Source organism: Rhodanobacter sp. UC4451_H18, from assembly GCF_052978225.1.
The window spans coordinates 1,110,666-1,130,910 of the sequence record NZ_CM129663.1; the positions used below are offsets into that span (position 1 = coordinate 1,110,666).

Annotated in this window: 23 protein-coding genes; 10 read left to right on the forward strand and 13 right to left on the reverse strand. The window is 69.0% G+C overall.

Features of this window, described 5'->3' with window-relative positions; all coding sequences use genetic code 11:
- Nucleotides 1-111: 111 nt before the first annotated feature.
- Nucleotides 112-645: an FHA domain-containing protein gene (locus ACVCMG_RS05230; protein ID WP_447115035.1), complete on the forward strand. Its 534-nt coding sequence runs from the start codon at nucleotides 112-114 to the stop codon at nucleotides 643-645.
- On the forward strand, nucleotides 642-2,282 hold the full coding sequence (locus tag ACVCMG_RS05235) for a protein kinase domain-containing protein (protein WP_447115036.1): 1,641 nt from the start codon (nucleotides 642-644) through the stop codon (nucleotides 2,280-2,282). The genes ACVCMG_RS05230 and ACVCMG_RS05235 overlap by 4 nt, the downstream gene beginning before the upstream one ends.
- Nucleotides 2,283-2,308: 26 nt before the next feature.
- On the opposite strand, the gene ACVCMG_RS05240 is transcribed toward ACVCMG_RS05235, so the two are convergent.
- The 4 genes from ACVCMG_RS05240 to sufT form a co-directional block, all read right to left on the reverse strand.
- Complete coding sequence (locus ACVCMG_RS05240; protein WP_447115037.1) at nucleotides 2,309-3,220, reverse strand: LysM peptidoglycan-binding domain-containing protein; 912 nt, start codon at nucleotides 3,218-3,220, stop codon at nucleotides 2,309-2,311.
- Between the two features lie 13 nt (nucleotides 3,221-3,233).
- On the reverse strand, nucleotides 3,234-3,452 hold the full coding sequence (locus ACVCMG_RS05245; RefSeq protein WP_447115038.1) for a hypothetical protein: 219 nt from the start codon (nucleotides 3,450-3,452) through the stop codon (nucleotides 3,234-3,236).
- Nucleotides 3,453-3,558: 106 nt separating this feature from the next.
- Nucleotides 3,559-5,709, reverse strand: a complete 2,151-nt coding sequence (locus ACVCMG_RS05250; protein ID WP_447115039.1) for a M4 family metallopeptidase — start codon at nucleotides 5,707-5,709, stop codon at nucleotides 3,559-3,561.
- 499 nt (nucleotides 5,710-6,208) lie between these two features.
- Nucleotides 6,209-6,766, reverse strand: a complete 558-nt coding sequence (sufT, locus tag ACVCMG_RS05255) for a putative Fe-S cluster assembly protein SufT (RefSeq protein ID WP_395117184.1) — start codon at nucleotides 6,764-6,766, stop codon at nucleotides 6,209-6,211.
- 213 nt (nucleotides 6,767-6,979) lie between these two features.
- Here sufT and ACVCMG_RS05260 point away from each other — a divergent pair, with 213 nt between their 5' ends.
- The gene (locus ACVCMG_RS05260) at nucleotides 6,980-7,426 is read left to right on the forward strand and encodes a hypothetical protein (RefSeq protein WP_447100714.1); all 447 of its coding nucleotides are present in this window, start codon (nucleotides 6,980-6,982) and stop codon (nucleotides 7,424-7,426) included.
- Nucleotides 7,427-7,507: 81 nt separating this feature from the next.
- Here the strand turns inward: ACVCMG_RS05260 and ACVCMG_RS05265 are convergent, their stop codons facing one another.
- Nucleotides 7,508-8,965 (reverse strand): NAD(P)(+) transhydrogenase (Re/Si-specific) subunit beta, encoded by a 1,458-nt coding sequence (locus ACVCMG_RS05265; protein WP_395117180.1) that lies wholly within the window; start codon nucleotides 8,963-8,965, stop codon nucleotides 7,508-7,510.
- A complete protein-coding gene (locus ACVCMG_RS05270) occupies nucleotides 8,965-9,270 on the reverse strand; it encodes an NAD(P) transhydrogenase subunit alpha (RefSeq protein ID WP_027493531.1) in 306 nt (101 codons plus the stop codon). The genes ACVCMG_RS05265 and ACVCMG_RS05270 overlap by 1 nt, the downstream gene beginning before the upstream one ends.
- Before the next feature lie 168 nt (nucleotides 9,271-9,438).
- On the opposite strand from ACVCMG_RS05270, the gene ACVCMG_RS05275 reads away from it, so the two are divergent.
- Genes ACVCMG_RS05275 through ACVCMG_RS05285 form a run of 3 tightly spaced genes read left to right on the forward strand, consistent with a single transcriptional unit; the run spans nucleotide 9,439 to nucleotide 11,016 of the window.
- Nucleotides 9,439-10,083 (forward strand): RNA polymerase sigma factor, encoded by a 645-nt coding sequence (locus tag ACVCMG_RS05275; RefSeq protein ID WP_395117176.1) that lies wholly within the window; start codon nucleotides 9,439-9,441, stop codon nucleotides 10,081-10,083.
- A complete protein-coding gene (locus ACVCMG_RS05280) occupies nucleotides 10,080-10,478 on the forward strand; it encodes a hypothetical protein (RefSeq protein WP_447105804.1) in 399 nt (132 codons plus the stop codon). Before ACVCMG_RS05275 ends, ACVCMG_RS05280 begins: the two co-directional genes overlap by 4 nt.
- Nucleotides 10,479-10,482: 4 nt before the next feature.
- Nucleotides 10,483-11,016, forward strand: coding sequence for a DUF3106 domain-containing protein (locus tag ACVCMG_RS05285; protein WP_395117172.1), 534 nt, complete (start codon nucleotides 10,483-10,485; stop codon nucleotides 11,014-11,016).
- A gap of 30 nt (nucleotides 11,017-11,046) precedes the next feature.
- On the opposite strand, the gene ACVCMG_RS05290 is transcribed toward ACVCMG_RS05285, so the two are convergent.
- Nucleotides 11,047-12,147, reverse strand: coding sequence for an NAD(P) transhydrogenase subunit alpha (locus ACVCMG_RS05290; protein WP_447105803.1), 1,101 nt, complete (start codon nucleotides 12,145-12,147; stop codon nucleotides 11,047-11,049).
- Between the two features lie 129 nt (nucleotides 12,148-12,276).
- Here ACVCMG_RS05290 and cdd point away from each other — a divergent pair, with 129 nt between their 5' ends.
- The 4 genes from cdd to ACVCMG_RS05310 all read left to right on the forward strand — a co-directional run bounded on the left by cdd (nucleotide 12,277) and on the right by ACVCMG_RS05310 (nucleotide 14,917).
- Nucleotides 12,277-12,693 (forward strand): cytidine deaminase, encoded by a 417-nt coding sequence (gene cdd, locus ACVCMG_RS05295; RefSeq protein ID WP_447105802.1) that lies wholly within the window; start codon nucleotides 12,277-12,279, stop codon nucleotides 12,691-12,693.
- A 72-nt stretch (nucleotides 12,694-12,765) separates the two neighbouring features.
- A complete protein-coding gene (locus tag ACVCMG_RS05300) occupies nucleotides 12,766-13,335 on the forward strand; it encodes a nitroreductase family protein (RefSeq protein ID WP_447105801.1) in 570 nt (189 codons plus the stop codon).
- Complete coding sequence (locus ACVCMG_RS05305; RefSeq protein ID WP_447115040.1) at nucleotides 13,323-14,252, forward strand: 5'-3' exonuclease; 930 nt, start codon at nucleotides 13,323-13,325, stop codon at nucleotides 14,250-14,252. Before ACVCMG_RS05300 ends, ACVCMG_RS05305 begins: the two co-directional genes overlap by 13 nt.
- A 68-nt stretch (nucleotides 14,253-14,320) precedes the next feature.
- A complete protein-coding gene (locus tag ACVCMG_RS05310) occupies nucleotides 14,321-14,917 on the forward strand; it encodes an NUDIX hydrolase (protein WP_447115041.1) in 597 nt (198 codons plus the stop codon).
- 155 nt (nucleotides 14,918-15,072) lie between these two features.
- Here ACVCMG_RS05310 and ACVCMG_RS05315 read toward each other — a convergent pair whose 3' ends face one another.
- From ACVCMG_RS05315 to rsmD, 6 genes are all read right to left on the reverse strand, one after another.
- Nucleotides 15,073-16,113 carry a TMEM43 family protein gene (locus ACVCMG_RS05315; protein WP_447115042.1) on the reverse strand — a complete coding sequence of 347 codons (1,041 nt, stop codon included), beginning with the start codon at nucleotides 16,111-16,113 and terminating at the stop codon, nucleotides 15,073-15,075.
- 64 nt (nucleotides 16,114-16,177) lie between these two features.
- Complete coding sequence (gene ggt / locus ACVCMG_RS05320; RefSeq protein WP_447115043.1) at nucleotides 16,178-17,896, reverse strand: gamma-glutamyltransferase; 1,719 nt, start codon at nucleotides 17,894-17,896, stop codon at nucleotides 16,178-16,180.
- A complete protein-coding gene (locus ACVCMG_RS05325) occupies nucleotides 17,893-18,153 on the reverse strand; it encodes a YfhL family 4Fe-4S dicluster ferredoxin (protein WP_395117156.1) in 261 nt (86 codons plus the stop codon). Before ACVCMG_RS05325 ends, ggt begins: the two co-directional genes overlap by 4 nt.
- Nucleotides 18,154-18,257: 104 nt before the next feature.
- On the reverse strand, nucleotides 18,258-18,758 hold the full coding sequence (locus ACVCMG_RS05330) for a hypothetical protein (RefSeq protein ID WP_395117154.1): 501 nt from the start codon (nucleotides 18,756-18,758) through the stop codon (nucleotides 18,258-18,260).
- Nucleotides 18,751-19,311, reverse strand: coding sequence for a pantetheine-phosphate adenylyltransferase (coaD, locus tag ACVCMG_RS05335; protein ID WP_395117152.1), 561 nt, complete (start codon nucleotides 19,309-19,311; stop codon nucleotides 18,751-18,753). Before coaD ends, ACVCMG_RS05330 begins: the two co-directional genes overlap by 8 nt.
- 309 nt (nucleotides 19,312-19,620) lie before the next feature.
- Nucleotides 19,621-20,208, reverse strand: a complete 588-nt coding sequence (gene rsmD / locus ACVCMG_RS05340) for a 16S rRNA (guanine(966)-N(2))-methyltransferase RsmD (protein ID WP_447115044.1) — start codon at nucleotides 20,206-20,208, stop codon at nucleotides 19,621-19,623.
- Between the last annotated feature and the right edge of the window lie 37 nt (nucleotides 20,209-20,245).

Sequence of the window (20,245 nt, forward strand, 5' to 3'; positions counted from 1 at the left end):
TCCGCTCCGGCAGCCGGGCCGCCCGGTCGGGCGCCATTGAGGTGGCGATCACGCTTGCCGGACCCGCGGCTTGGCTATAGTGCCGACAGGCAGGGGCCATCCGGGGAATCAATGAGTGACAGCACGCAAGAACCGTCTCGCCATTCCGGCAAACGATCTTCGGGGCCGCAAGGCACCCGTTTCTTCTCGACCGAGGCCTTGCGGCAATACGCCAGCGACGCCGCGAACGGGCGCGACAGCGAGGTCAGCACGCGCACACCGGTGCTTGAAGGCAGCAGCCCCGGCATCGAAGGGCGGCGCTTCGTCATCCGCCCGGGCCGGCAGGCGATCGGCCGCCGGCTCGACAACGACATCGTCGTCGACGACCTGAGCGTGTCCGGCTGCCATGCGTGGATCACCCAGCAGCATGGCCGCTGCATCATCATGAACACGCTGTCCACCAACGGCACCTTCGTCAACGACCGGCGCATCCACGAAGTGGCCTTGCGCCACGGCGACCACATCCGCCTCGGCCAGGCGGAGTTCGTGTTCCTGACCCGCGAGCACGGCCAGCCGAGGCACTCGCACGGGCGCTGGATCGGCGTTGCCGTGGCGCTGTTGCTGGTCGCCGGCACCGTGGCCTGGTGGTGGCTGCGTTCACCGTGAGTGCGGGGGCCCTGCCATCCAAGGTCGGCCGCTATCGCGTCGAGGGCGTGCTCGGCGAAGGCGCGATGGCGGTGGTCTATGCCGGGTTCGACCCGGAGATCCAGCGCAACGTGGCGATCAAGTGCCTGCACCAGGAGGTTGCCGCCGACCCCGCCTACCGGCGCCGGTTCCTGGTCGAGGCCCGCGCCGCCGGCCACCTGACCCACCCGCACATCGTCACCATCTTCGACGTCGGCGAGACCGACGATGGCCGTTCGTACATCGCGATGGAACGGCTGCCGGGCGAGACGCTCGCCGGCAAGGTCAGCCGCGAGGGGTTTCCGCCGCTGCCGGCGATCATCGACCTGATCGGCCAGCTCGCCGCCGCGCTCGACTACGCGCATGCGCGCGGCGTGCTGCACCACGACATCAAGCCCGAGAACATCATGCTGCTCGACGGCTGGGGCTACGCCAAGATCAGCGATTTCGGCATCGCCGAACGCCGCGCCTCGCCCCGCGACACGCCGCGGCGAGCGAAGGAAGTCGGCGGCACGCCGGCCTACATGGCGCCGGAGCGCCTGCGCGGCGAACGCAGCGATGCGCGCAGCGACCTGTTCTCGCTGGGCGTGGTGCTGTACTGGCTGCTCACCGGCAAGCTGCCGTGGCCGGAGCCGGGCAACGTGCAGCAGCTGATGCGCAAGCGGCTGCGCTCGCCGCAGCCGTCGATCCGCCCGCGCGACCCGGCCACGCCGTCGATGCTGATCAGCATCGCGCGCACGCTGCTGGCGAGCGCGGCCGAGTCGCGCTACCAGCGCGGCGCGGAGGTCATCGACGACCTGCGCCTGGCGGCGCGCGAGTACGAGCGCGAGCGCGAGAAACCGCTGGCCAAGCGCATCATCTCGCTGCGGCTGCGCTGGGCCAGCAGCCTCGGCGCGATCCTGAGCCTGGTGCTGGTGCTGGGGCTGGCGGCGATCTACGCCAAGCAGCATGCCGCGGTGACCGGCCTGGCGCTGGATTTCGGCAGTTCGATGGGGCGCATGATCGCCGGCGAATCGGCCGAAAACCTGCTGCTCGGCGACCACGCCGCCACCCGCGCGCTGGTTACCGATGTCTCGCGCAACCGGCAGATCCACTACCTGGCGATCGCCGACCGCAGCGGCGAAGTCATCGCCAGCACGCAGCCGGCCGAGGTCGGCGGCAAGCTGCCCGCCGCGGAACGGCAAGGCGACATGCTGCTGTTCGAGGTGCCGATCCAGTACCAGACCAAGACGATCGGCAGCCTGCGCCTGGGTATCAGCAATGCGGAACTGCGCGCGGCGCAGAAGACCACGTTGTGGGTGATCGCGCTGGTGCTGGCGCTGACCCTGGCCGCCGTGGTCGGCGCGGCATACTGGTTGTTCCGCCGCCCACTGATGATGCTGGGCCTGCTCGGCGACGCCCTGCTGCGCGTGGCCCGCGGCGACTTCGCCCACCGCATCCGCCTGGTGCGGCGCGACGAATTCGGCCGCCTGTTCGCCACCTTCAACCTGATGAACAGCACCCTGCAGGCCCGCCGGCGCCGCACCGCGGAAGCCGCACCGCCGGCCGGTGAAGCAGACGTCAGCCGGCCTACCCGCATCATGTCCACGGTGGCAGCCGAGGACGCGCCGCCGCCGTAGAAGCCCGCAAGAAGCGGGGACGCGGCTCAGTATTGCTTGAGGCGCTGCTTGAGCTCGAGCGCGCGCGCGCGGTAGGCGACGGCCGGCTCGTAGTTCGGAGCGATCGCCAGCACGCGGTTCCACAGCGCGATGGCCTTGTCCAGTTGCTGGTCGCGGTACAGCACTACCGCCTGCTCGTGGTACGAGTCCAGCAGGCGGCTGCGCAGGCTGGCGGCTTCGGCACCCGCCGGTTGCAGCCGCGGATCGAGGCGCAACGCCTCGTCCATGCGGGCGAGCGCCTGCTGCGCGTGGCCCTGGTCGAACAGCGACACGCTCTCGTCCTGCAACCGGCGCGCCTTCGCCACCGACGATTCGGCGACAGCCGGCCTGGCAGGCGCCGCGCTGTTCGCCGCCGCTTCCGGCGCCGGTGATGCGCCTCGCGCCGACAACGGGATGCGCAGCGTCTGGCCGGTGCGCAGCAGCGACGGATTGGCGGAGTGGTTGTAGCGCGCCAGGATCAGGAAGAGGTTGGCGTCGCCCAGATAGCGCGCGGCCAGCGTGCTGTACGACTCGCCCGACTGCACCACGTGCGCCCGCGAACGGCTGCCGAGCCAGCGCTCGGGGTCGGCGGTGAGCTGGCGCAACATGCCGCGCGCGGCGCGGTCCTGCGGATGCTGCTTCAGGTATTGCCGCAGTGCCTGTTCGCCCTCGGCGTAATGACCGGGTTGCAGTTGGTGGTCGACGATCGAGGCGAGCGACGGGGTCGGCGTCGGCGCCGCGGGCGCGACGGGTGCCGGCCGCGCGGACGATGTCGTCGGGGTGACCGCCACCGAGGAATAGCCGCCCAGCGAACGGCAGCCGGACACGCCCATGGCGGCCAGCGCGGCAAGCATCAGCGTCGTCGCCGGCCACGGCAGGCGAACCTGGCGTGTCGATGCGGTGCGTTGCGCGAGACCCATGCCCGATGATCCGTCAGGCCGTCGCGAGCCGGCCGCGACCGGCGGCGGCTTCGTCGCGCGCGATCGCATCCGGCGCCAGAGGCGCGGGTGGCGACACGTGGAAATCAAGATGTTCGAACATCATCCGGCAGTCCCCCGAGCAGCATCCGTCCCGGGGACGAACCATGCCATCGGCGCTGGCAGTATAGCCATGCTCCTGCAGCTCGCTGCCGCGGAGTGCCGGAACGGTCATGCATGCCGCCAAAGGCAAGGCAGGCCCGGCGAGACCGGGCCTGCCTTGCGGGTACTGCTCCCTGGGTTGTGACGACGGACCATCCCTGGCCCGCCTGGGGGACGATTTACCAGCTGGCCTTCAACGTCACGCCCGAGTAGGCGCTGTAGCCATTGAGCATGATGTAGTACGTGCCCGACTCGTTGCTGCCCGAGCAGGTCTCGCTGTTGCCGGCCTTGTACGGGCGGCAGTCGTAGCTGGTAGTGGTGGGCTGGGAACCCTGCTTGACGTACAGGTCCACGTCACCACTGCCGCCGGAGGTGGCGATGGTCAGCGCACTGCCCGCCGGCACGGTCACCGTGTAGTAGGTCTTGGAGCTCCGGGCGCCGGCGATGCCGGTCACCGGCACGCCGTTCTGCAGGCCGCCGGTGCCACCGCCGCCACCGGTCGAGTAGGACGCCTTGACGGTGACGCCCGAGTACGACGAGTAGCCGTGCACCTTGATGTAGTACTTGCCGGCCTGCGGCGAGGCCACGCTGCAGCTTTCCGAGTTGCCGCTCCTGTACGGGCGGCAGTCGTAGCTGCTGGTGGTCGGTGCGCTGCCGAACCTGGTGTACAGGTCGGCGTCGCCGGTGCCGCCTGAGATCGACATCACCAGGTTGCTGGCGCCGGTCGGCACGGTGATGAAGTAGTCGTTGTCGGCGCCGGAGGCGCCCGACACGCCGGTGACGCCGACGTTGTTCTGCAGCTCGGTGGTGCCGCCACCGCCACCGCCGCCGGTACCCGGGCAAGCCACGCCCACGCCGTCGAACGCGGCGATCACCGCATTCTTGTCGTAGCCCAGGTCGGTCGCGGCCGACTCCACGCCGCAGGCGCCGGAGTTGAACGTGGACGTGGCCGTCCAGTACACCTTGTTGGCCAACGCGTAGACCTGGAACGCCTTCTTCACGTCCCAGCCAGTGGTCTTGGCCAGCAGGCAGAACGACTTGTTGTAGACGCCGCTGGAGTAGTGCACGTCGAGGCCGGAGTTGTAGTTGGCCGCGTTGTCGATCGAGCCGCCGTCCTGCGGCGGGTTGCACATGTAGCGCAGCGCGTCGCCGATACCGGCGCTGGTCTTGACGATGTCCGCGCCGACCAGGAAGTCGGCCGAGCCGCGGTCGAAGTATTCAGCCGCCTCGCCGGCGATGTCGGAGTACGCCTCGTTCATGCCGCCGGACTGGCCGCTGTACTCCAGGCCGGAGTTCTGCTCGGTGTAGCCGTGGCTGATCTCGTGGCTGGTCACGTCCAGCGACACCAGCGGATAGAACGTGCTGGCGCCGTCGCCGAAGTACATTGCCGAGCCATCCCAGAACGCGTTCTCGTAGTTGGACTGGTAGTGCACCTTCATCAGCAGCTGGATACTCAGCGGCGGCGCGCCGGTGTAGGACTGATACATGTCGTGCACCACGCCACCGAAATGATGGGCGTCGTTGACCGGCGAATAGGCGCCGTTGGTCGCGTCGGTGTTGCTGGTCGGACAGGTGAAGCTGACCACCGAACCGCCGCTGCTGGCGTGGTTGAGGTTGTAGGTTTTGACGTTGGCGTTCTGCAGCGTGCAGGTGCTGCCCGATTGGGTGACGTCGAGTGCCGCGTAGTCGGTGCCGTAGGTGTACTTTCCGGTCTTCTGGTTGCCGCCCGGGCCGTTGGCCGAGGCATCGGTGAGACCGTTCCAGCTCTTGATCACCGCGCCGGTGTTGGCGTCGACGATGGCGGTAGGCCGCGTCGGGGTGGCGCCGTTGACGAAGTACGAGACGCGGTAGACCAGCCGCGGCACGGCGCCTTCCTGCGGATACACGAACAGGTCAGCCTGCGCGTTCTCCATCGCCGCACCGGCAACCAGCACGGTGTGTGCGTGCGCCTTCAGCGCCGCGATCGCGCGCGCGGCATTCAGCCGGGGCCGCACCGAGATCTGCTGTTGCGTCTGCTGCATCAGCTCGCCGGTGGCGCGCAAGGCATTGCCCTGGGCATCCTGCACCACGGCGATGCTGCGGCCGTACACCGGCACGCCCTGGTACATCTGCTGCTGGCGCACCACGCGATGCTGGCCGGCGAGCGTCACCACACCGTGCGGCGCCAATGTCATGTCCGGGCCCAGATTCAACCGGGTGGCGAGCGAGGCGACGGGCACGGCGCCCAGATTCTGTGCACGCAGGGATTGCGTGTTGGCGGCGGTCGCGGCCGTAGCGCTGGTCATGCCGATGGCGGCCACCAGCAATTTCAGGCGGAATGGATGGGGCATGTATTGAACTCCTGGAAGAATTGGGGACAAACGCGCCCGATGCGGCCGCAAAGCCCCATGCAAGAATTTCCGTGCGAGACACGGCGTTGGTATTCGTCAGCGGTCCGGCGATCCCGAACTACGTCCGCCGGTGGCTGCCTTCCCCCTGAGGTTCCCTGCAGGGACAGCACCTGGACGCGTGACTGCAAGACGACAATGGCGTCGCCACGGGATCATCCCCCAGCCTCCCAGATGGTGGACCCGGCGACGTTATTACTTGCGATACCGCCTGACAATCCGACTTTTTCCTACGCCGGGTGATCGCGGTCACGTCCTGCCGGATGCGCGCACGACATCGACGCCGCAGCGTCACGGATGCTTCGGAAGCTTTCGGATGGCTTGTCCGTGGTCACTTTCGCGAACGCGAAAGTCCATCGACAAGCGCTGCGGGCGCGATGGTACCGAACTGTTCCTGCGCGTCAGCGCGACGCAAGATTTTCCGACGCCGACCTCGCGCCGTTCAGAGCATGCCGGTTTCCAGCTTCGCCTCGTCGGACATCATCGAGTGGTTCCACGGCGGGTCGAACACCAGGTCCACGTCGGCCTCGGAGATGGTGGGGATCATCTCCAGCTTGGTGCGCGCGTCGTCCACCAGGATGTCGCCCATGCCGCAACCGGGCGCGGTGAGGGTGAGCTTGACGTAGACCTTGCGTTCGCCGGATTCGCCGTGCTCCATGCTCAGGTCGTAGACCAGCCCGAGATCGACCACGTTGACCGGGATCTCCGGGTCGAACACCGTGCGCAACTGGTCCCAGGCAAGCTTCTCCACGTCGGCATCGGTGGCGTCCGGCGGCACTTCGATCGGCACCGGCCGATCCTTGCCCAGCGCATCGGCATCGTCGCCGGCCACGCGGAACAGGTTGCCCTCGACGTAGACGGTGAAACTGCCGCCGAGGGCCTGGGTTATGTAGCCGATCTGGCCCGCGGGCAACGTCACCACCTCGCCCTGCGGCACCATCACGGCGCTGCAATCGCGCACCAGGGTGACCGGTTCGCTGCTCAGACTGAAACCACTCATGCCAACGACTTTCCCGTATCCACAGGCGCGGCCACATGCCGTACCGAAGTGCCCATTATGCCGCCCGCGGCGCGCGACCGCTTGTTCCAGATCAGCCCGGCGGGAGATGAGGCGACGTTTTGCCCGCCCGTCCCGGCGCACAGCGCACGGTATGATGGCCGCTTTGCCGACGGATCAAGCGATGCCTTGCACCCACCTGGCGGGACGCCACCAATGAGGGCGCGCAGCGTGCCGGCCCTGCTGTTTGCGCTGTTCAGCGCCGCCATGCTGGGGCTTGCCGCCGGCGCCGCGTGGATGGTGGTGGCGCTGTACTCGCGCCATCCCCTGCCCTGGCTGGTGGTGCCGATCGGCGTCATGCTGGCGTGGGTCATCCGCGCCGGCGTGCATCGCCCCGGCATCGGCGCGCTGCTGCTGGCCGCCGGCGCCACCGCGTTGTCGGCGATCTACGTCAACCTGCTGATCGCCGGCGTGAAGGTCGCGGGCAGCATGGGCCTGGACCTGATCGAGGCGATGCGCACCGCCGGCATCGGCATGCTGTGGCAGCTGGCGCGCATGGGCCTGACCCCCGCCGATTTCATCTGGACCTTGCTGGCCATGCTGCTGGCCGGGTGGCTGGCCTCCCGCCAACGGCGTTCACCCCCACCCGTGAAGAACACCTAGGGCGGGCACCGCCCGCCGCCTTTCATTCCGCGAAGCAAGAGCCGGCGGGCCGTGCCCGCCACGGCATGCAGCGAGGCGGCCTCAGCCGTCGATCGCCTTCACCTCGTTGACCAGCTCGCCCACCGCCGCCTGGCCGTCGCCGTACAGCATGCGGGTGTTGTCGGCGTAGAACAACGCGTTCTCGATGCCGGCGAAGCCGGTGCCCTTGCCGCGCTTGATCACGATCACCTGCTTCGCGTTCACCACGTCCAGGATCGGCATGCCGTAGATCGGCGAGGCCGGGTCGGTCTTGGCCACCGGATTGACCACGTCGTTGGCGCCGATCACCAGCGCCACGTCGGTGGTGGCGAACTCCGGGTTGATGTCGTCCATGTCGGCGATCAGGTCGTATGGCACGCCGGCCTCGGCCAGCAGCACGTTCATGTGGCCGGGCATGCGACCGGCGACCGGGTGGATCGCGAACTTCACCTTCACGCCACGCTTCATCAGGAGTTGCGCGAACTCCCACACCTTGTGCTGCGCCTGCGCCACCGCCAGGCCGTAGCCGGGCACGATCACCACGCGCTCGGCGTAGGCCATCATCACTGCCGCGTCGGCGGCGTCGATCGGCTTCTGCGCACCCTCGATCGCCTGCGCCTCGCCGCCGGCCGCGCCGAAGCTGCCGAACAGCACGTTGCCGATCGAGCGGTTCATTGCCTTGGCCATCAACTGGGTCAGCAAGGTACCCGCCGCGCCGACCACCATGCCGGCAATGATCATCGCCTCGTTGCCCAGCACGAAACCCTCGAAGGACACCGCCAGGCCGGTGAACGCGTTGTACAGCGAGATCACCACCGGCATGTCGGCGCCGCCGATCGGCAGCGTCATCATCAGGCCGAAGGCGAGCGCCAGCGCGAAGAACGCCGCGATCAGCGCCGGGCTGGCATGACCGGTGGCGAGCAGCACGCCGACCACCACCGCCGCGGCGAGCAACAACAGATTCACCGCGCGCTGGCCGGGAAACACGAAGCGCTTGTCCATCCAGCCCTGCAGCTTGGCGAACGCGACCAGCGAACCGGAGAAGCTCACCGCGCCGATCAGCGCACCGAGCACGCCCAGCGCCAGCTCGGTCGGCGACAGCGCCGGCGGCAGGCCGTTCACCGCCCAGGCTTCAGGTCGCAGCGGCGAGGTATCCGGCACCGCGTGCAGCAGTCCCGACGAACGCGCGTAGCCGATCAGCTCGACCGCGCCGATCGCCGCCGCCGCGCCGCCGCCCATGCCGTTGTACAGCGCCACCATCTGCGGCATCGCGGTCATTGCCACGCGGCGGCCGGTCCACCACGCGGCGCTGACGCCGATCAGCACCGCGGCAAGGATCAGCCCGCGGTTGTGCATGTCCGGCAGGAAGAACGTGGCCAGCACCGCCAGCACCATGCCGTAACCGGCCCACACGATGCCGCCACGCGCGGTGCGCGGCGAACTCATGCGTTTCAGGCCCAGGATGAACAGCAGCGCGGCGAGGAAGTAGCAGGCCTTGATGACGGTGGGCAGCCAGCTCATCACTTGGCTCCCTTGCCGGCGTCCGGCTTGCTGGACTTGAACATTTCCAGCATCCGCTCGGTCACCACGTAGCCGCCGGCGGCGTTGCCCGCACCAAGCAGTACGCCGATGAAGCCGATCGCGATCTCGAACGGCGTGTTCGCGTGGCCTAGCGCAATCATCGCCCCGACCAGCACAATGCCGTGCACGAAGTTGGAGCCGGACATCAGCGGCGTGTGCAGGATCACCGGCACCCGCGCGATGATTTCATAGCCGGTAAAGGCGGCCAGCATGAAGATGTACAGCGCCAGGAAACCGTCGATCATGAGCCCATCCCCCGTGAGAGCCGCCCGCCAGGATGCATCCGAACCTGCATCATACGGGAAGCCCGGCGCGCGTCGAGGCCGGGCCGCCGATCGGCGCACGGCGCCGCGCGACTCGCGCAGGCGGTCAACCCTGGCGGGCCTGCCGCGTTGAACAGGCAGGAACCACCGATGGAGCCCGTCGATGACATCACCGATGGCAGCGGAGCGTCGGCCGTGAATGCCACCGCCGGCATGCTGGAGGCCGACCTGCTCGCCGCGGGCGAGCCGGGCGATGCGCGCGCGGTGCCGGCCACGCTGGATGCGTTCCTGGCCGACGTGGAGCGCCGCGCGTTCCGCATGGCCGAGCTGCAGTTGCGCCATCGCGAGGACGCCATGGACGCGGTGCAGGACGCCATGCTGCGACTGGTACGGCATTATCGCGACAAGCCGGCCGCGGAATGGGCGCCGCTGTTCTGGGGCATCCTGCGTCGGCGCATCGTGGACCTGCAGCGCCGGCGCAAGGTGCGCTCGATCGTCGTCGGCTGGCTCGGCGGCGGGCATGACGACGGCGGCGACGAGCTGCCCGTGTGGGAGCCGGCCGACCCGGGCAAGGACCCGCTGGGCCGGCTGCACGACGCGCAGTCGTACGCGGACATGGCCGCGGCGGTGCAGCGCTTGCCCAGGCGCCAGCGCGAGGCGTTCATCCTGCGCATGCTGGAAGGGCTTGACGTGGCGGAGACCGCACGCGCCATGGGCTGCGGCGAAGGCAGCGTGAAAACCCATCTGTCGCGCGCCATGCATCAGCTGCGCGACCAACTGGAGGATTGGCGATGAACTCGCCCGAGCACGAGCACGAGCACGAACCGATCGAACGGCGCGCGCACAAGCTGTGGCGCGAGGCCGCGCACCATCTTGACGCGAGCACGACCGCGCGGCTGCGCGCCGCCCGTCGCGAAGCGCTGCAGCCGTCAACCGCACCGCAGCGTCAGGCGGTGCGCTGGCTGATCCCCACCGGCGCGCTGGCGGCCATGGCGTTGGCGGTAATGATGGTGTGGCAACCGCTGCCGCACACGCGCGCGCCATCGGCGAACCAGGCGGCCAGCAGCGCCCCGCAGGACGTGGACAACGAGCTGCCGCCCGACGCCGAGCAGGTCGATCCGGGCCTGTACCAGAACCTCGATTTCTACGCCTGGCTCGCCGCCAACGACCGGCACCCGACCTCACGCTGACCCCATGAACAAGCCGCTGCCTTCCCTCCTGTCGCTGTTGCTTGCCGCCCTGCTCGGGGTCGCGGCCACGCCGCTGTGCGCGCAAACGCCCACGCCGCCACCGGCGAGCGCGGACGCGCCTGCACGCACCCCGTGGAACGGCCTGGCACCGAGCCAGCGCGAGATGCTGGCGCCGCTCAAGGACGAATGGGATCAGCTGTCGCCACGCAAGCAGGCGCACCTGCTGCACCGCACCCGGTACTGGACCACGCTGCCACCCGAGCGCCGCGAGGAGATCCGCCAGCGCATCGTCCACTGGCAGCAGATGACGCCGGAGCAACGCCGTCAGGCACGCGCCAACGAGCACCGGTTCCGCGAGATGTCGCCGGCAGAACGCCAGCGCGTGCACCGCAGCTTCGAGCGCTTCCAGAGCCTGCCCCCCGCGCAGCGCGAACAGCTGAAACGCGAATGGCGCCAGCTGTCGCCCGAGCAGCGGCAGCAGCGAATCCAGCAGCACGACCGCGACGGCGGCACCGGCACCGGGCATCCGCCCCGGTAACTCACGCCGGGCCGCGGATGACCGCGGCCATCAGCTCTGGAAGCGGGTCTCCCCGGCGTGCGCCAGGCAGCTCCTGGCGAGCAGCTCGTCGTCGAAATCCGGTTTCAGCGCGCCGTCGTGCAGCAGCAGCTCGACGAAGTTGTACACGTTGCGCGCGTACATCTCCGAGGCATGCAGCGGCGCGCCGGCCGGCAGGTTCAGCGGCCCGATGATCGTCACGCCGCCATGCTCGACGTGCTCGCCGGGACGGGTCAGCTCGCAGTTGCCGCCGCCCTCGGCGGCGAGGTCGACGATCAGGGCGCCGGGCTTCATGCCCTCGACCATCGCGGTGGTGAGGATCTTCGGTGCCGGCCGACCCGGCACCGCCGCGGTGCTCACCACCACGTCGAACGACTTCAGGTGATTCGCCAGCGCCTGCTGCTGCGCGGCGCGTTCCTCCGCCGACAGCTCGCGTGCATAGCCGCCACTGCCGGCGGCACTGACACCCAGGTCGAGGAACTTCGCGCCCAGCGATTCCACCTGCTCGCGCGTTTCCGGGCGCACGTCGTAACCCTCGATCTGCGCGCCGAGCCGGCGCGCGGTGGCGATCGCCTGCAGCCCAGCCACGCCGGCGCCGATCACCAGCACCTTCGACGGCCGGATCGTGCCGGCCGCGGTGGTCAGCATCGGAAAGAACTTCGGCGACGCCTCGGCCGCGATCAGCATGGCCCGATAACCGGCCACCGCCGCCTGCGAACTGAGCACGTCCATCGCCTGCGCACGCGTGGTGCGCGGCAGCAGCTCCAGCGAGAACGCGGTCAGCTTGCGCGCGGCCAGCGCGGCGATGCGCTCGGCGGCGCCGTACGGCCGCAACTGGCCGACGACCACGCTGCCCTCGCGCAGGCTGGAGAACACCGCGTCCTCGGGCGGCAACACGCACGCCAGCACGTCGGCCTGCGCCAGCACGTCGCTGGCATCGGCAAACTCGGCGTCGGCATAGGCCTGGTCGGGAAAGCCGGCCGCGCGCCCGGCGTCGTGCTCCAGCAGCACGCGCAGCCCCTTGCCGCGCAGCTTCTTGGCCATCTCCGGGGTGATCGCCACGCGCCGCTCACCGGCGGCAGTCTCTCGCAAGGCGGCAATGGTGACAGGCATGGTGCGATCCCCGTGGAATGTTCCTGCCATCTTAGCGGCAGTTGGCTTTGATCCGGGCGCGCGCACGAGAGTAAGCTGGCCCGCCGGATCGCGCTGCACGCAGCGCCGGGGTCATCGCCGGAGATCACGATGCCCGCAAGCCCCCTCGCCCTGGACGACCTGCTCACGCTGGCGCGCGCCGCGCGCGAACACGCCTACGCGCCGTATTCCCGCTTCCACGTGGGTGCCGCGGTACTGACCCGTGACGGCCGCACGTTCGGCGGGTGCAACGTGGAGAACGCCGCCTACGGCCTGTGCAACTGCGCCGAACGCACGGCCCTGTTCAGTGCGGTCGCCGCCGGTTGCCGACCCGGCGATTTCGCTGCCATCGCGGTGGTCGCCGATACCCCGGAGGCGGTCACGCCCTGCGGCGCCTGCCGCCAGGTGATGGCCGAACTGTGTGACGAGGCTACCCCGGTGCTGCTGGCCAACCTCACCGGCGCCACCCGCGAAACCAGCGTGGCCGCGCTGCTGCCCGGCTCGTTCAAGCTGCCGCAGGCAAACTGAGCGGCGCCGGGAGTTCGCACGCCGGCGACCCGCCCGCTAGCATGGGCCGTCCCTACTTCGTCGAACCGATCCATGGCCAACCCGCTCTCCCTGCTGCAGCAACGCCACTCCGTGCCCGCACGCCAGCTCGGCGAGCCGGCGCCGGATGACGCCACGCTGCACACCCTGCTCGAAGCGGCCATCCGCGTGCCCGATCACGGCAAGCTGGTGCCGTTCCGGCTGATTCTGCTGCGCGACGAGGCCAAGCTGGCGTTCGGCGAACAGGTGACCGCGATCGGTATCCGCAACAACCCGGCGATGATCGGCGCCAAGCTGGAGAAGGAGCGCCACCGCTACACGTTCGCGCCGCTGGTGGTGGCCGTGGTCGCGCGCATCGACCCCGACAGCAAGGTGCCGGAAATCGAGCAGAAGCTGTGCACCGGCAACGTGGCCTACAACATCCTGCTCGGTGCCTTCGCGCTTGGCTACGGCGCGCAATGGCTGACCGGCTGGGCCGCCTACGACCGCGAAGTCGCCGCACTGCTGGGCCTGGACGCCGACGAGCACGTGGTCGGCTTCGTCCACCTGGGCACGCCGCAGGTCGAGGTTCCCGACCGCGACCGACCGGCGCTGGCCGACCTGCTCACCACATGGACGCCATGACCAGCTCGCCAGACGGACGTCCGGACGTCCATCTTCCCGCTGCCCATCTCGTCGACGGCAGCCTGTACGTGTTCCGCGCCTGGCACTCGATGCCGGACGAGTTCCACGACGTCGACGGTCATCCGGTAAACGCCGTGCACGGCTATGCGCGCTTCCTGTGCGAGCTGCTGGAGCGGGCGCGACCGGAGCATGTCGCGGTGGCGTTCGACGCCTCGCTGACCAGCTCGTTCCGCAACACGATCTACCCGGCCTACAAGGCCAACCGCGAGCTGCCGCCGCCGGACCTGGAACGGCAGTTCGTGCAGTGCCGGGCGCTCACCGAAGCGCTCGGCGTGCACCTGATGATCGACCACGAATACGAGGCCGACGACCTGATCGGCAGCACGGTGTGGAACCTGCGCGCGCTGGGCTGGCGCAGCGTGATCGTGTCGGCGGACAAGGACTTCGGCCAACTGCTGGGCGAGCACGACGAGCAGTGGGATTACGCCCGCAACCTGCGCTGGGGGCCGGCCGGCGTCCACGACAAGCTTGGCGTGCATCCGCACCAGGTCGCCGACTATCTCGCGCTGTGCGGCGACGCGGTGGACAACATCCCCGGCGTGCCCGGCGTCGGCGCCAAGACCGCCGCGGCCCTGCTCGCCCACTTCGGCAGCCTGGATGCCCTGCTCGAACGCATCGACGAAGTGGCCTTCCTGCGCCTTCGTGGCGCGGCCAGTTGCGCGGCGCGGCTGCGCCAGCATGCCGAGCAGGCACGCATGTGCCGCCGGCTGACCCGGATCGCGCTGGACGCTCCCGGCGCCGGCGAAGTCGACCTCCTGCAGCGCCGGCCTCGCCCGGTCGATCAGCTCGATGCGTTGTGCGAGCAGTTGCGCTTCGGCCCGCTGACCCGCAGCCGCCTGCGCGCGCTGGCGATCTGAGCTGATCGCTTGTCGCGGCACGCCCGACGGGCCACCATGGATGTTTCAGCCCGGACCTGCGAGCACCGATGAACGACACCGCCCACCCCATTCCCGCCGACGCCGGCGCACCGGTGGAAACCCTGTACGAGGGTCGCTGGCTGAGCCTGCGCAAACGCGGCCGCTGGGAGTACGCCGAGCGCAACAATCCGGCGGGCGCGGTGATCATCGTGGCGGTGACTCCGGAAGACCGCGTGCTGTTCGTCGAGCAGTACCGCGTGTCGATCCTGCAGAACACGATCGAGATGCCGGCCGGCCTGGTCGGCGACCTGGCCGACCAGGCCGACGAAAGCGCGCTGGTGGCGGCGCAACGCGAACTGGAGGAGGAGACCGGCTACCGCTGCGCCAGCGTGGAGTTCATCCACCGCGGCCCGTCGTCGTCGGGCATGAGCACCGAGATGATCGCCTTCGTGCGCGCGCGCGACCTGCAGAAGATCGGCCCTGGTGGCGGCGACGAGACGGAGAACATCGTGGTGCACGAGGTGCCGCGGCGCGAGGCCGGCGCCTGGCTGTTCGCGCGCGCGGCCGAGGGCTACTCGATCGACCCGAAGCTGTTCGCGGGGCTGTGGTTCATCGAGCACGACGGTGCGGAAAGGCAGTCCGCGATGTCCGACCGCTCGCGCTGAGCGTAGCCCGCGCAGCGGGCGGAGTCGAAGCGGCGCCTATCGGGAAGCCCGTCGCTGGCGTGCCCTTCGACTTCCTCGCTCCTCAGGACTGTGGCTGTCCATGGCCATTCTCCGCGTGCGGCCTTCGGCCTGCGCCCAGGGTGAACGGGTCCAAGTCAGTGATCTTGCCGGCGCAGACACCAGACCGACAGCGCCACGCCGACCAGGGTCACCACCACCCAGCCGCCCAGCACGTGGGCGTTCTCGCCCCCCAGCCACAACACGCTGGCGACGGCGCCCACGCCGATCGAACCCAGGCCCAGCGCCAGCAGCGGGTCACGGCGGCGCCCCTGGGCCGCGAGCAGCGCCAGTGCGCCCAGCGCCGCCAGCAGCACGGAGAGAGCCCGCCACAGCGTCACGTACTGCGGCGGCACCGGCAGGTCGGGAAACAGCGCCAGCAAGGGCACGTCACCGACCTGCACCTGGTAGCCCTTGCCATCGGGAGCATCGGCGGCCGCTTCCAGCCGGGCGCCATCCAGGCGTGCCACGATGGTGACCTGCTGCAGCGGCACGGCGCTCCAGCTCACCCGCAGGTCGCCCAGGCGCGGATCGCCAGGATGGGCGCTGGTCACCAGGTAATCCTGATAACGGCTGAAGGTGACGGCAAGGTTCTGCGGCAGCGCCGCCGGGTCGGGTTCGATCAGTTCCGAACCGGGCAAGGCGTGCACCAGCACGCGGCCGAGCCTGAAGCCGCCCATCTGCACCAGTCCGGCGTCGAACTGCTTGCTTTCGATCGGGAAACGACCGGGATTGACGTGCCCGCGAACGTCGCGGAACCGACTGGAATCCACCGGCTGGTCGACCCAGTCCAGTTCGTAGTGGACGCTGCCGCCGATGCTGATCTCCCGCCACTGGAACATCTCGACATGCCGCACCAGCACGGGTGTATTGGCGGTCTGGTTGAACTCCGGGTCGTGCGGCGCCTCGACCACGCGTGGCGTCCCGGCCAGGCGTGCCATGTAGCCGTGCTGGCCGGGTTGCGGCAGCGCATCCGCGCCCAGTTCGATCGCCTCGCCGCCGTGCCGGACGGACGCCTGGCGGAAATCGATCAGGCTGCTGGCGTTGAGCGCCTCCAGGCCGATGCCGGCGATCACCAGCAGGGCGCCGATGACGTTCAATGCCAGCAGGCGCCAGGACATGCCCTTGCCCAGCTCCATCAGGGGCACCGCACCGGCGGCGACGAGCAGGCGGGATGCAAGGCGGAATGCTCCATGCCGGCGCCTACTGCACTTGGCCCAGGCCCGACGGTCGGCGCGGGTCGCTGGCGGCGTCGAGCTGGTTGGTCTTGCGATCCCAGGTGACCACGTTCATGAACCCCCACGGCTCGCGCTGTTTCAGGACGTAGCCCATTTTCGTCAGGGCCGCCTCGGTGCCCGCATCGAATGCCTGCGGCTCGGTCATGACCACGTCGGGCAGGTACTGATGGTGGAAGCGCTTGTGCGCCACGATCTGCTGCGCGCCCTGCCCGTCGATGAAATGCAGGATGCCTTCGAGCACCTGGGTGATGATGGTGGAGCCGCCGGGCGAGCCGATCACCATGGTGCGCTCCGGCCCGATCACGATGCTGGGCGACATCGACGACAGCATGCGCTTGCCGCCCACCGGCGCATTTGCCTTGCTCCCGAGCAGACCGTAGACGTTCGGCTTGTTCGGCACCAGCGCGAAGTCGTCCATCTCGTTGTTGAGCAGCACGCCGGTGCCGGCGGCGACGAACTTAGAGCCCAACGTGGTGTTGACGGTGAGCGTCACCGCGGCCATGTTGCCGTCGGCGTCGATGATGGAGAAATGCGTGGTGTGCATGCCTGCATCGGCCGGCTCGGCGCGCGGCAGCATCGAGGAGGGCGTCGCGCGGTCGGGCAGGATGCTCTGGCGCAGGCCGTCGGCGTAGTACGGCGACAGCAGCATGTCCAGCGGCATCTTCACGAAATCCGGGTCGCCCAGGTAATCGTTGTGGTCGCGGAACGCCCGCCGCATCGCCTCGACGACGTAATGCACGCGCGTGGCGGCATCCATCTTCGTCAGGTCGTAGCCGGACAGGATGTTGAGGATCTCGGCGATCGCCACGCCGCCGGAAGACGGCGGCGGCGCGGTGATGACCTGGTAGCCGCGGTAGTCGACGCTGATCGGCGTGCGCTCTTTCGCCTGGTACGCGGCCAGGTCGGCCAGCGTCCAGTTGCCGCCGGCCGCACGCACCGCGTCGACCAGCTTGCGCGCGGTCTCGCCGCGATAGAAACCATCGTGGCCCTCGCGCGCGAGCGCCTCCAGCGTGCGGGCCTGGTCCGGATCGCGCCAGGTGGCGCCCTCGGCCGGCGGCTGCCCGTTCACCAGGTACTTCGTGGCCGAGGCGGGCCAGCGCGCGAGCAATTTCTGCTCGGAGACGATCGCGCCATGCAGGCGCGGATCGGGAACGAAGCCGTCGCGCGCGATGCGGATCGCCGGCGCCAGCGACTGCTGCAGCGACAACCGCCCGTAATCCTTCGCGAGCAGCGCCAGCCCGGCCGGCTCGCCGGGGATGCCGGCGGACAGCGGGCCGGTCAATGCGGTATCGCGGTTGGGACTGCCGTCGGGTTTCAGGTAATCCTTCGGATCGACTGCCGCCGGCGCCGTCTCGCGGGCGTCGATGAACACGTTGCGGCCATCGCTGGCGCGGTGCAGCACGGCCATGAAACCGCCGCCGATGCCCGAGCTCTCCGGTTCCACCACCGACAACGTGGAAGCCACCGCCACCGCCGCATCGAACGCGTTGCCGCCCTTGCGCAACACCTCCAGGCCGGCGCGCGTGGCCAGGAAATTCGCGCTGGCGATCGCCGCATGGCCCGGCCGCTGCGCGGCGGGCGCGGCCGGCGGCGCCTGCTTCGCCGAAGCCGCCGGCGCAAGGCCGGCGGTACCGCTCAGCAACAGACCCAGCGCCAGCGCGCGCCAATCGAAGGAGATGCTCATGCCACGGACTCCTTGCTCATCAGGTGTCGATACTTCAACTCAAGCTGGGCCGGAGATTCGACATGGTCGGGGTCGCCGATGATGCACTCCACCGGGCACACCTCCACGCACTGCGGCTCGTCGTGATGGCCCACGCACTCGGTGCACAACGCCGGGTCGATCACGTAGTACTCCTCGCCCAGCGAAATTGCCTGATTGGGGCACGCCGGTACGCAAACGTCGCAATTGACGCAGGAGTCGAGGATCTTGAGCGACATGAGGGCAAGCCAGGAGTGAGTGAAGAGGAGTGCGAAACGAGAGAAGGCAGGACCTCGCCATGCTCTCTCTCATTTCTCACTCCTCGCTTCTCACTCCCGCCTCATCACATTTCGACGAAACGGAATGTCGCCCCGGTGGGCTTCAGCGCGTCGGTCACTTTCTGCTCGTCGGCCTTGTCGCCGATGAACACCACGATCACGTCCTTGAACGAGCCGGGGTTGGCGTTCTTGAACGCGTCGATCACGAACTCGGAGGTCGCCGCGGAACTGGGGCCGCCGAAGGCAAGCAGGTTGCCCGGCAGCACGCCGCGGGCGACGGTGTCCTGCACGCCCTGCAACTGCCGCGCGTTCTGCGCCTGCTGGTCCTCGGTCAGGCCGGGGGTGACCATGTAGGCATACGGCTGCGGCGCCTTCATGCCCTGCAGGTTGGCCTGCACCAACTGGCCGAGATAGGCATTCCAGCCCTTGGCGTCATTGACGTCGGTGGGCTTGGGCGCCTTCTGCACCTGTTCCTGGGCCTGCTGGTCGTCGCCCTGCTTGTTGCAGGCACTCAGGCCCAGGCAAGCGCTCAGCGCGACAACCGCAATGAGAACGAATTTACGCATGGTCATCACCTTCTGCTTCGGGTTGCTGGTTGGATGGATGAAGCGACTTCTGCCAGCGCTGGCGCATCGCCTGTTGCACGGCCGGATGCACGAAGCCGGAGATGTCCCCGCCGAGGCGGCCGATTTCGCGCACCAGTGACGAGGAGATGAAACTGTATTCTTCGGCCGGCGTCAGGAACAAGGTCTCCGCCTGCGGGATCAGATGCCGATTCATGCTGGCCAGCTGGAATTCGTACTCGAAATCCGACACCGCCCGCAGCCCGCGGATGATCACCCCGGCACCCACCTGCCCGATGAAGGTCGCCAGCAGGCAATCGAAGCCGCGCACCTCCACGTTGGGCAGGTCGGCCAGCGCCAGCCGCGCCAGCGCCACCCGCTCGCCGATGCTGAAGTGCGGCCCCTTGGTGGAACTGTCCGCCACTGCCACGATCACCCGGTCGAACAGCGACGCGGCGCGCGTCACCAGATCGGCGTGGCCGTTGGTGATCGGGTCGAAGGTGCCCGGATAGATGGCCAGGCGGGGATTCCCCAGATTTTTTCTCACGGAAGGCATGCAGTCGCCGACGACGGTGTGACCCTTAGCTTAAGGCAACGCTGCTCAAGTATCACCACCGTCACCCACCCTCTCTGTTCGCAGACCACAGGGCCGTCGACGAAGGCAGACTGGCCGTCTGTCGAGGCGGCGGACCGAAGGTGTGCGAACAGAGAGGGTGGGCCTCAACGTGTTGAATCTGAAATGATGAGGTGATGACTGGAAGGCCCGCAGGCGATGCCGCGCGGCTTGGCAAGACAGCCAGTCTTGCCGGCGCCACGCAGCACCACCTGCGGACCTTCCAGTCATCATGACGGCGGCGATACTTGATCAGCGTTGCCTTGACGGAAGCGAACGCCGATAGAGCGCAAAACGCACCTCGCCGGCCTGTCCCTCGCGATGCAACGACCAGTTCGGCGGCAGCCCGGGGACACCGGCGCGGGGCGATTCGACGTAGATCAGCGCCTGCGCCGCCAGCCAGCCGCCCGCTTCCAGTTGCCCGGCCAAGGGCGCCCACAGGTCGAGCGCGAACGGCGGGTCGAGGAAGACCAGATCGCAAGGCTGCGCCGGACCGCGCAGGAAAGTCGCCGCCTCCGCGGTGGTGACCACCGCGGACATCAGCTTGAGCCGCGCCAGGTTCGCGCGCAGCGCCTGCGCCGCCTGCGCGTCGCGCTCGACGAACTGCACGCTGGCTGCGCCACGCGAATACGCCTCGATGCCCAGCGCGCCGGTGCCGGCGCACAGGTCCAGGCAGCGCGCACCGGCGATCATCGGCGCCAGCCAATTGAACACGGTCTCGCGCACGCGCGCCGGGGTCGGCCGCAAGCCGGGCAGTTCCGGCACCCGCAGGCGCGAATTGCGCAGGTTGCCGCCGATGATGCGCACCTGGCCAGGCGACGGTTTTCGCCCGCCACTCACGCGCGCGGGCCCTCAGCTGGGAGTACGGGTCGGGGTG

Excerpts from the sequence above, each read along its gene's own strand:
- ACVCMG_RS05230 (WP_447115035.1), top strand. The coding sequence starts at position 112 with ATGAGTGACAGCACGCAAGAACCGTCTCGCCATTCCGGCAAACGATCT.
- ACVCMG_RS05240 (WP_447115037.1), bottom strand. The coding sequence starts at position 3,220 with ATGGGTCTCGCGCAACGCACCGCATCGACACGCCAGGTTCGCCTGCCG.
- ACVCMG_RS05245 (WP_447115038.1), bottom strand. The coding sequence starts at position 3,452 with ATGACCGTTCCGGCACTCCGCGGCAGCGAGCTGCAGGAGCATGGCTAT.
- ACVCMG_RS05250 (WP_447115039.1), bottom strand. The coding sequence starts at position 5,709 with ATGCCCCATCCATTCCGCCTGAAATTGCTGGTGGCCGCCATCGGCATG.
- sufT (WP_395117184.1), bottom strand. The coding sequence starts at position 6,766 with ATGAGTGGTTTCAGTCTGAGCAGCGAACCGGTCACCCTGGTGCGCGAT.
- ACVCMG_RS05260 (WP_447100714.1), top strand. The coding sequence starts at position 6,980 with ATGAGGGCGCGCAGCGTGCCGGCCCTGCTGTTTGCGCTGTTCAGCGCC.
- ACVCMG_RS05265 (WP_395117180.1), bottom strand. The coding sequence starts at position 8,965 with ATGAGCTGGCTGCCCACCGTCATCAAGGCCTGCTACTTCCTCGCCGCG.
- ACVCMG_RS05270 (WP_027493531.1), bottom strand. The coding sequence starts at position 9,270 with ATGATCGACGGTTTCCTGGCGCTGTACATCTTCATGCTGGCCGCCTTT.
- ACVCMG_RS05275 (WP_395117176.1), top strand. The coding sequence starts at position 9,439 with ATGGAGCCCGTCGATGACATCACCGATGGCAGCGGAGCGTCGGCCGTG.
- ACVCMG_RS05280 (WP_447105804.1), top strand. The coding sequence starts at position 10,080 with ATGAACTCGCCCGAGCACGAGCACGAGCACGAACCGATCGAACGGCGC.
- ACVCMG_RS05285 (WP_395117172.1), top strand. The coding sequence starts at position 10,483 with ATGAACAAGCCGCTGCCTTCCCTCCTGTCGCTGTTGCTTGCCGCCCTG.
- ACVCMG_RS05290 (WP_447105803.1), bottom strand. The coding sequence starts at position 12,147 with ATGCCTGTCACCATTGCCGCCTTGCGAGAGACTGCCGCCGGTGAGCGG.
- cdd (WP_447105802.1), top strand. The coding sequence starts at position 12,277 with ATGCCCGCAAGCCCCCTCGCCCTGGACGACCTGCTCACGCTGGCGCGC.
- ACVCMG_RS05300 (WP_447105801.1), top strand. The coding sequence starts at position 12,766 with ATGGCCAACCCGCTCTCCCTGCTGCAGCAACGCCACTCCGTGCCCGCA.
- ACVCMG_RS05305 (WP_447115040.1), top strand. The coding sequence starts at position 13,323 with ATGGACGCCATGACCAGCTCGCCAGACGGACGTCCGGACGTCCATCTT.
- ACVCMG_RS05310 (WP_447115041.1), top strand. The coding sequence starts at position 14,321 with ATGAACGACACCGCCCACCCCATTCCCGCCGACGCCGGCGCACCGGTG.
- ACVCMG_RS05315 (WP_447115042.1), bottom strand. The coding sequence starts at position 16,113 with ATGGAGCTGGGCAAGGGCATGTCCTGGCGCCTGCTGGCATTGAACGTC.
- ggt (WP_447115043.1), bottom strand. The coding sequence starts at position 17,896 with ATGAGCATCTCCTTCGATTGGCGCGCGCTGGCGCTGGGTCTGTTGCTG.
- ACVCMG_RS05325 (WP_395117156.1), bottom strand. The coding sequence starts at position 18,153 with ATGTCGCTCAAGATCCTCGACTCCTGCGTCAATTGCGACGTTTGCGTA.
- ACVCMG_RS05330 (WP_395117154.1), bottom strand. The coding sequence starts at position 18,758 with ATGCGTAAATTCGTTCTCATTGCGGTTGTCGCGCTGAGCGCTTGCCTG.
- coaD (WP_395117152.1), bottom strand. The coding sequence starts at position 19,311 with ATGCCTTCCGTGAGAAAAAATCTGGGGAATCCCCGCCTGGCCATCTAT.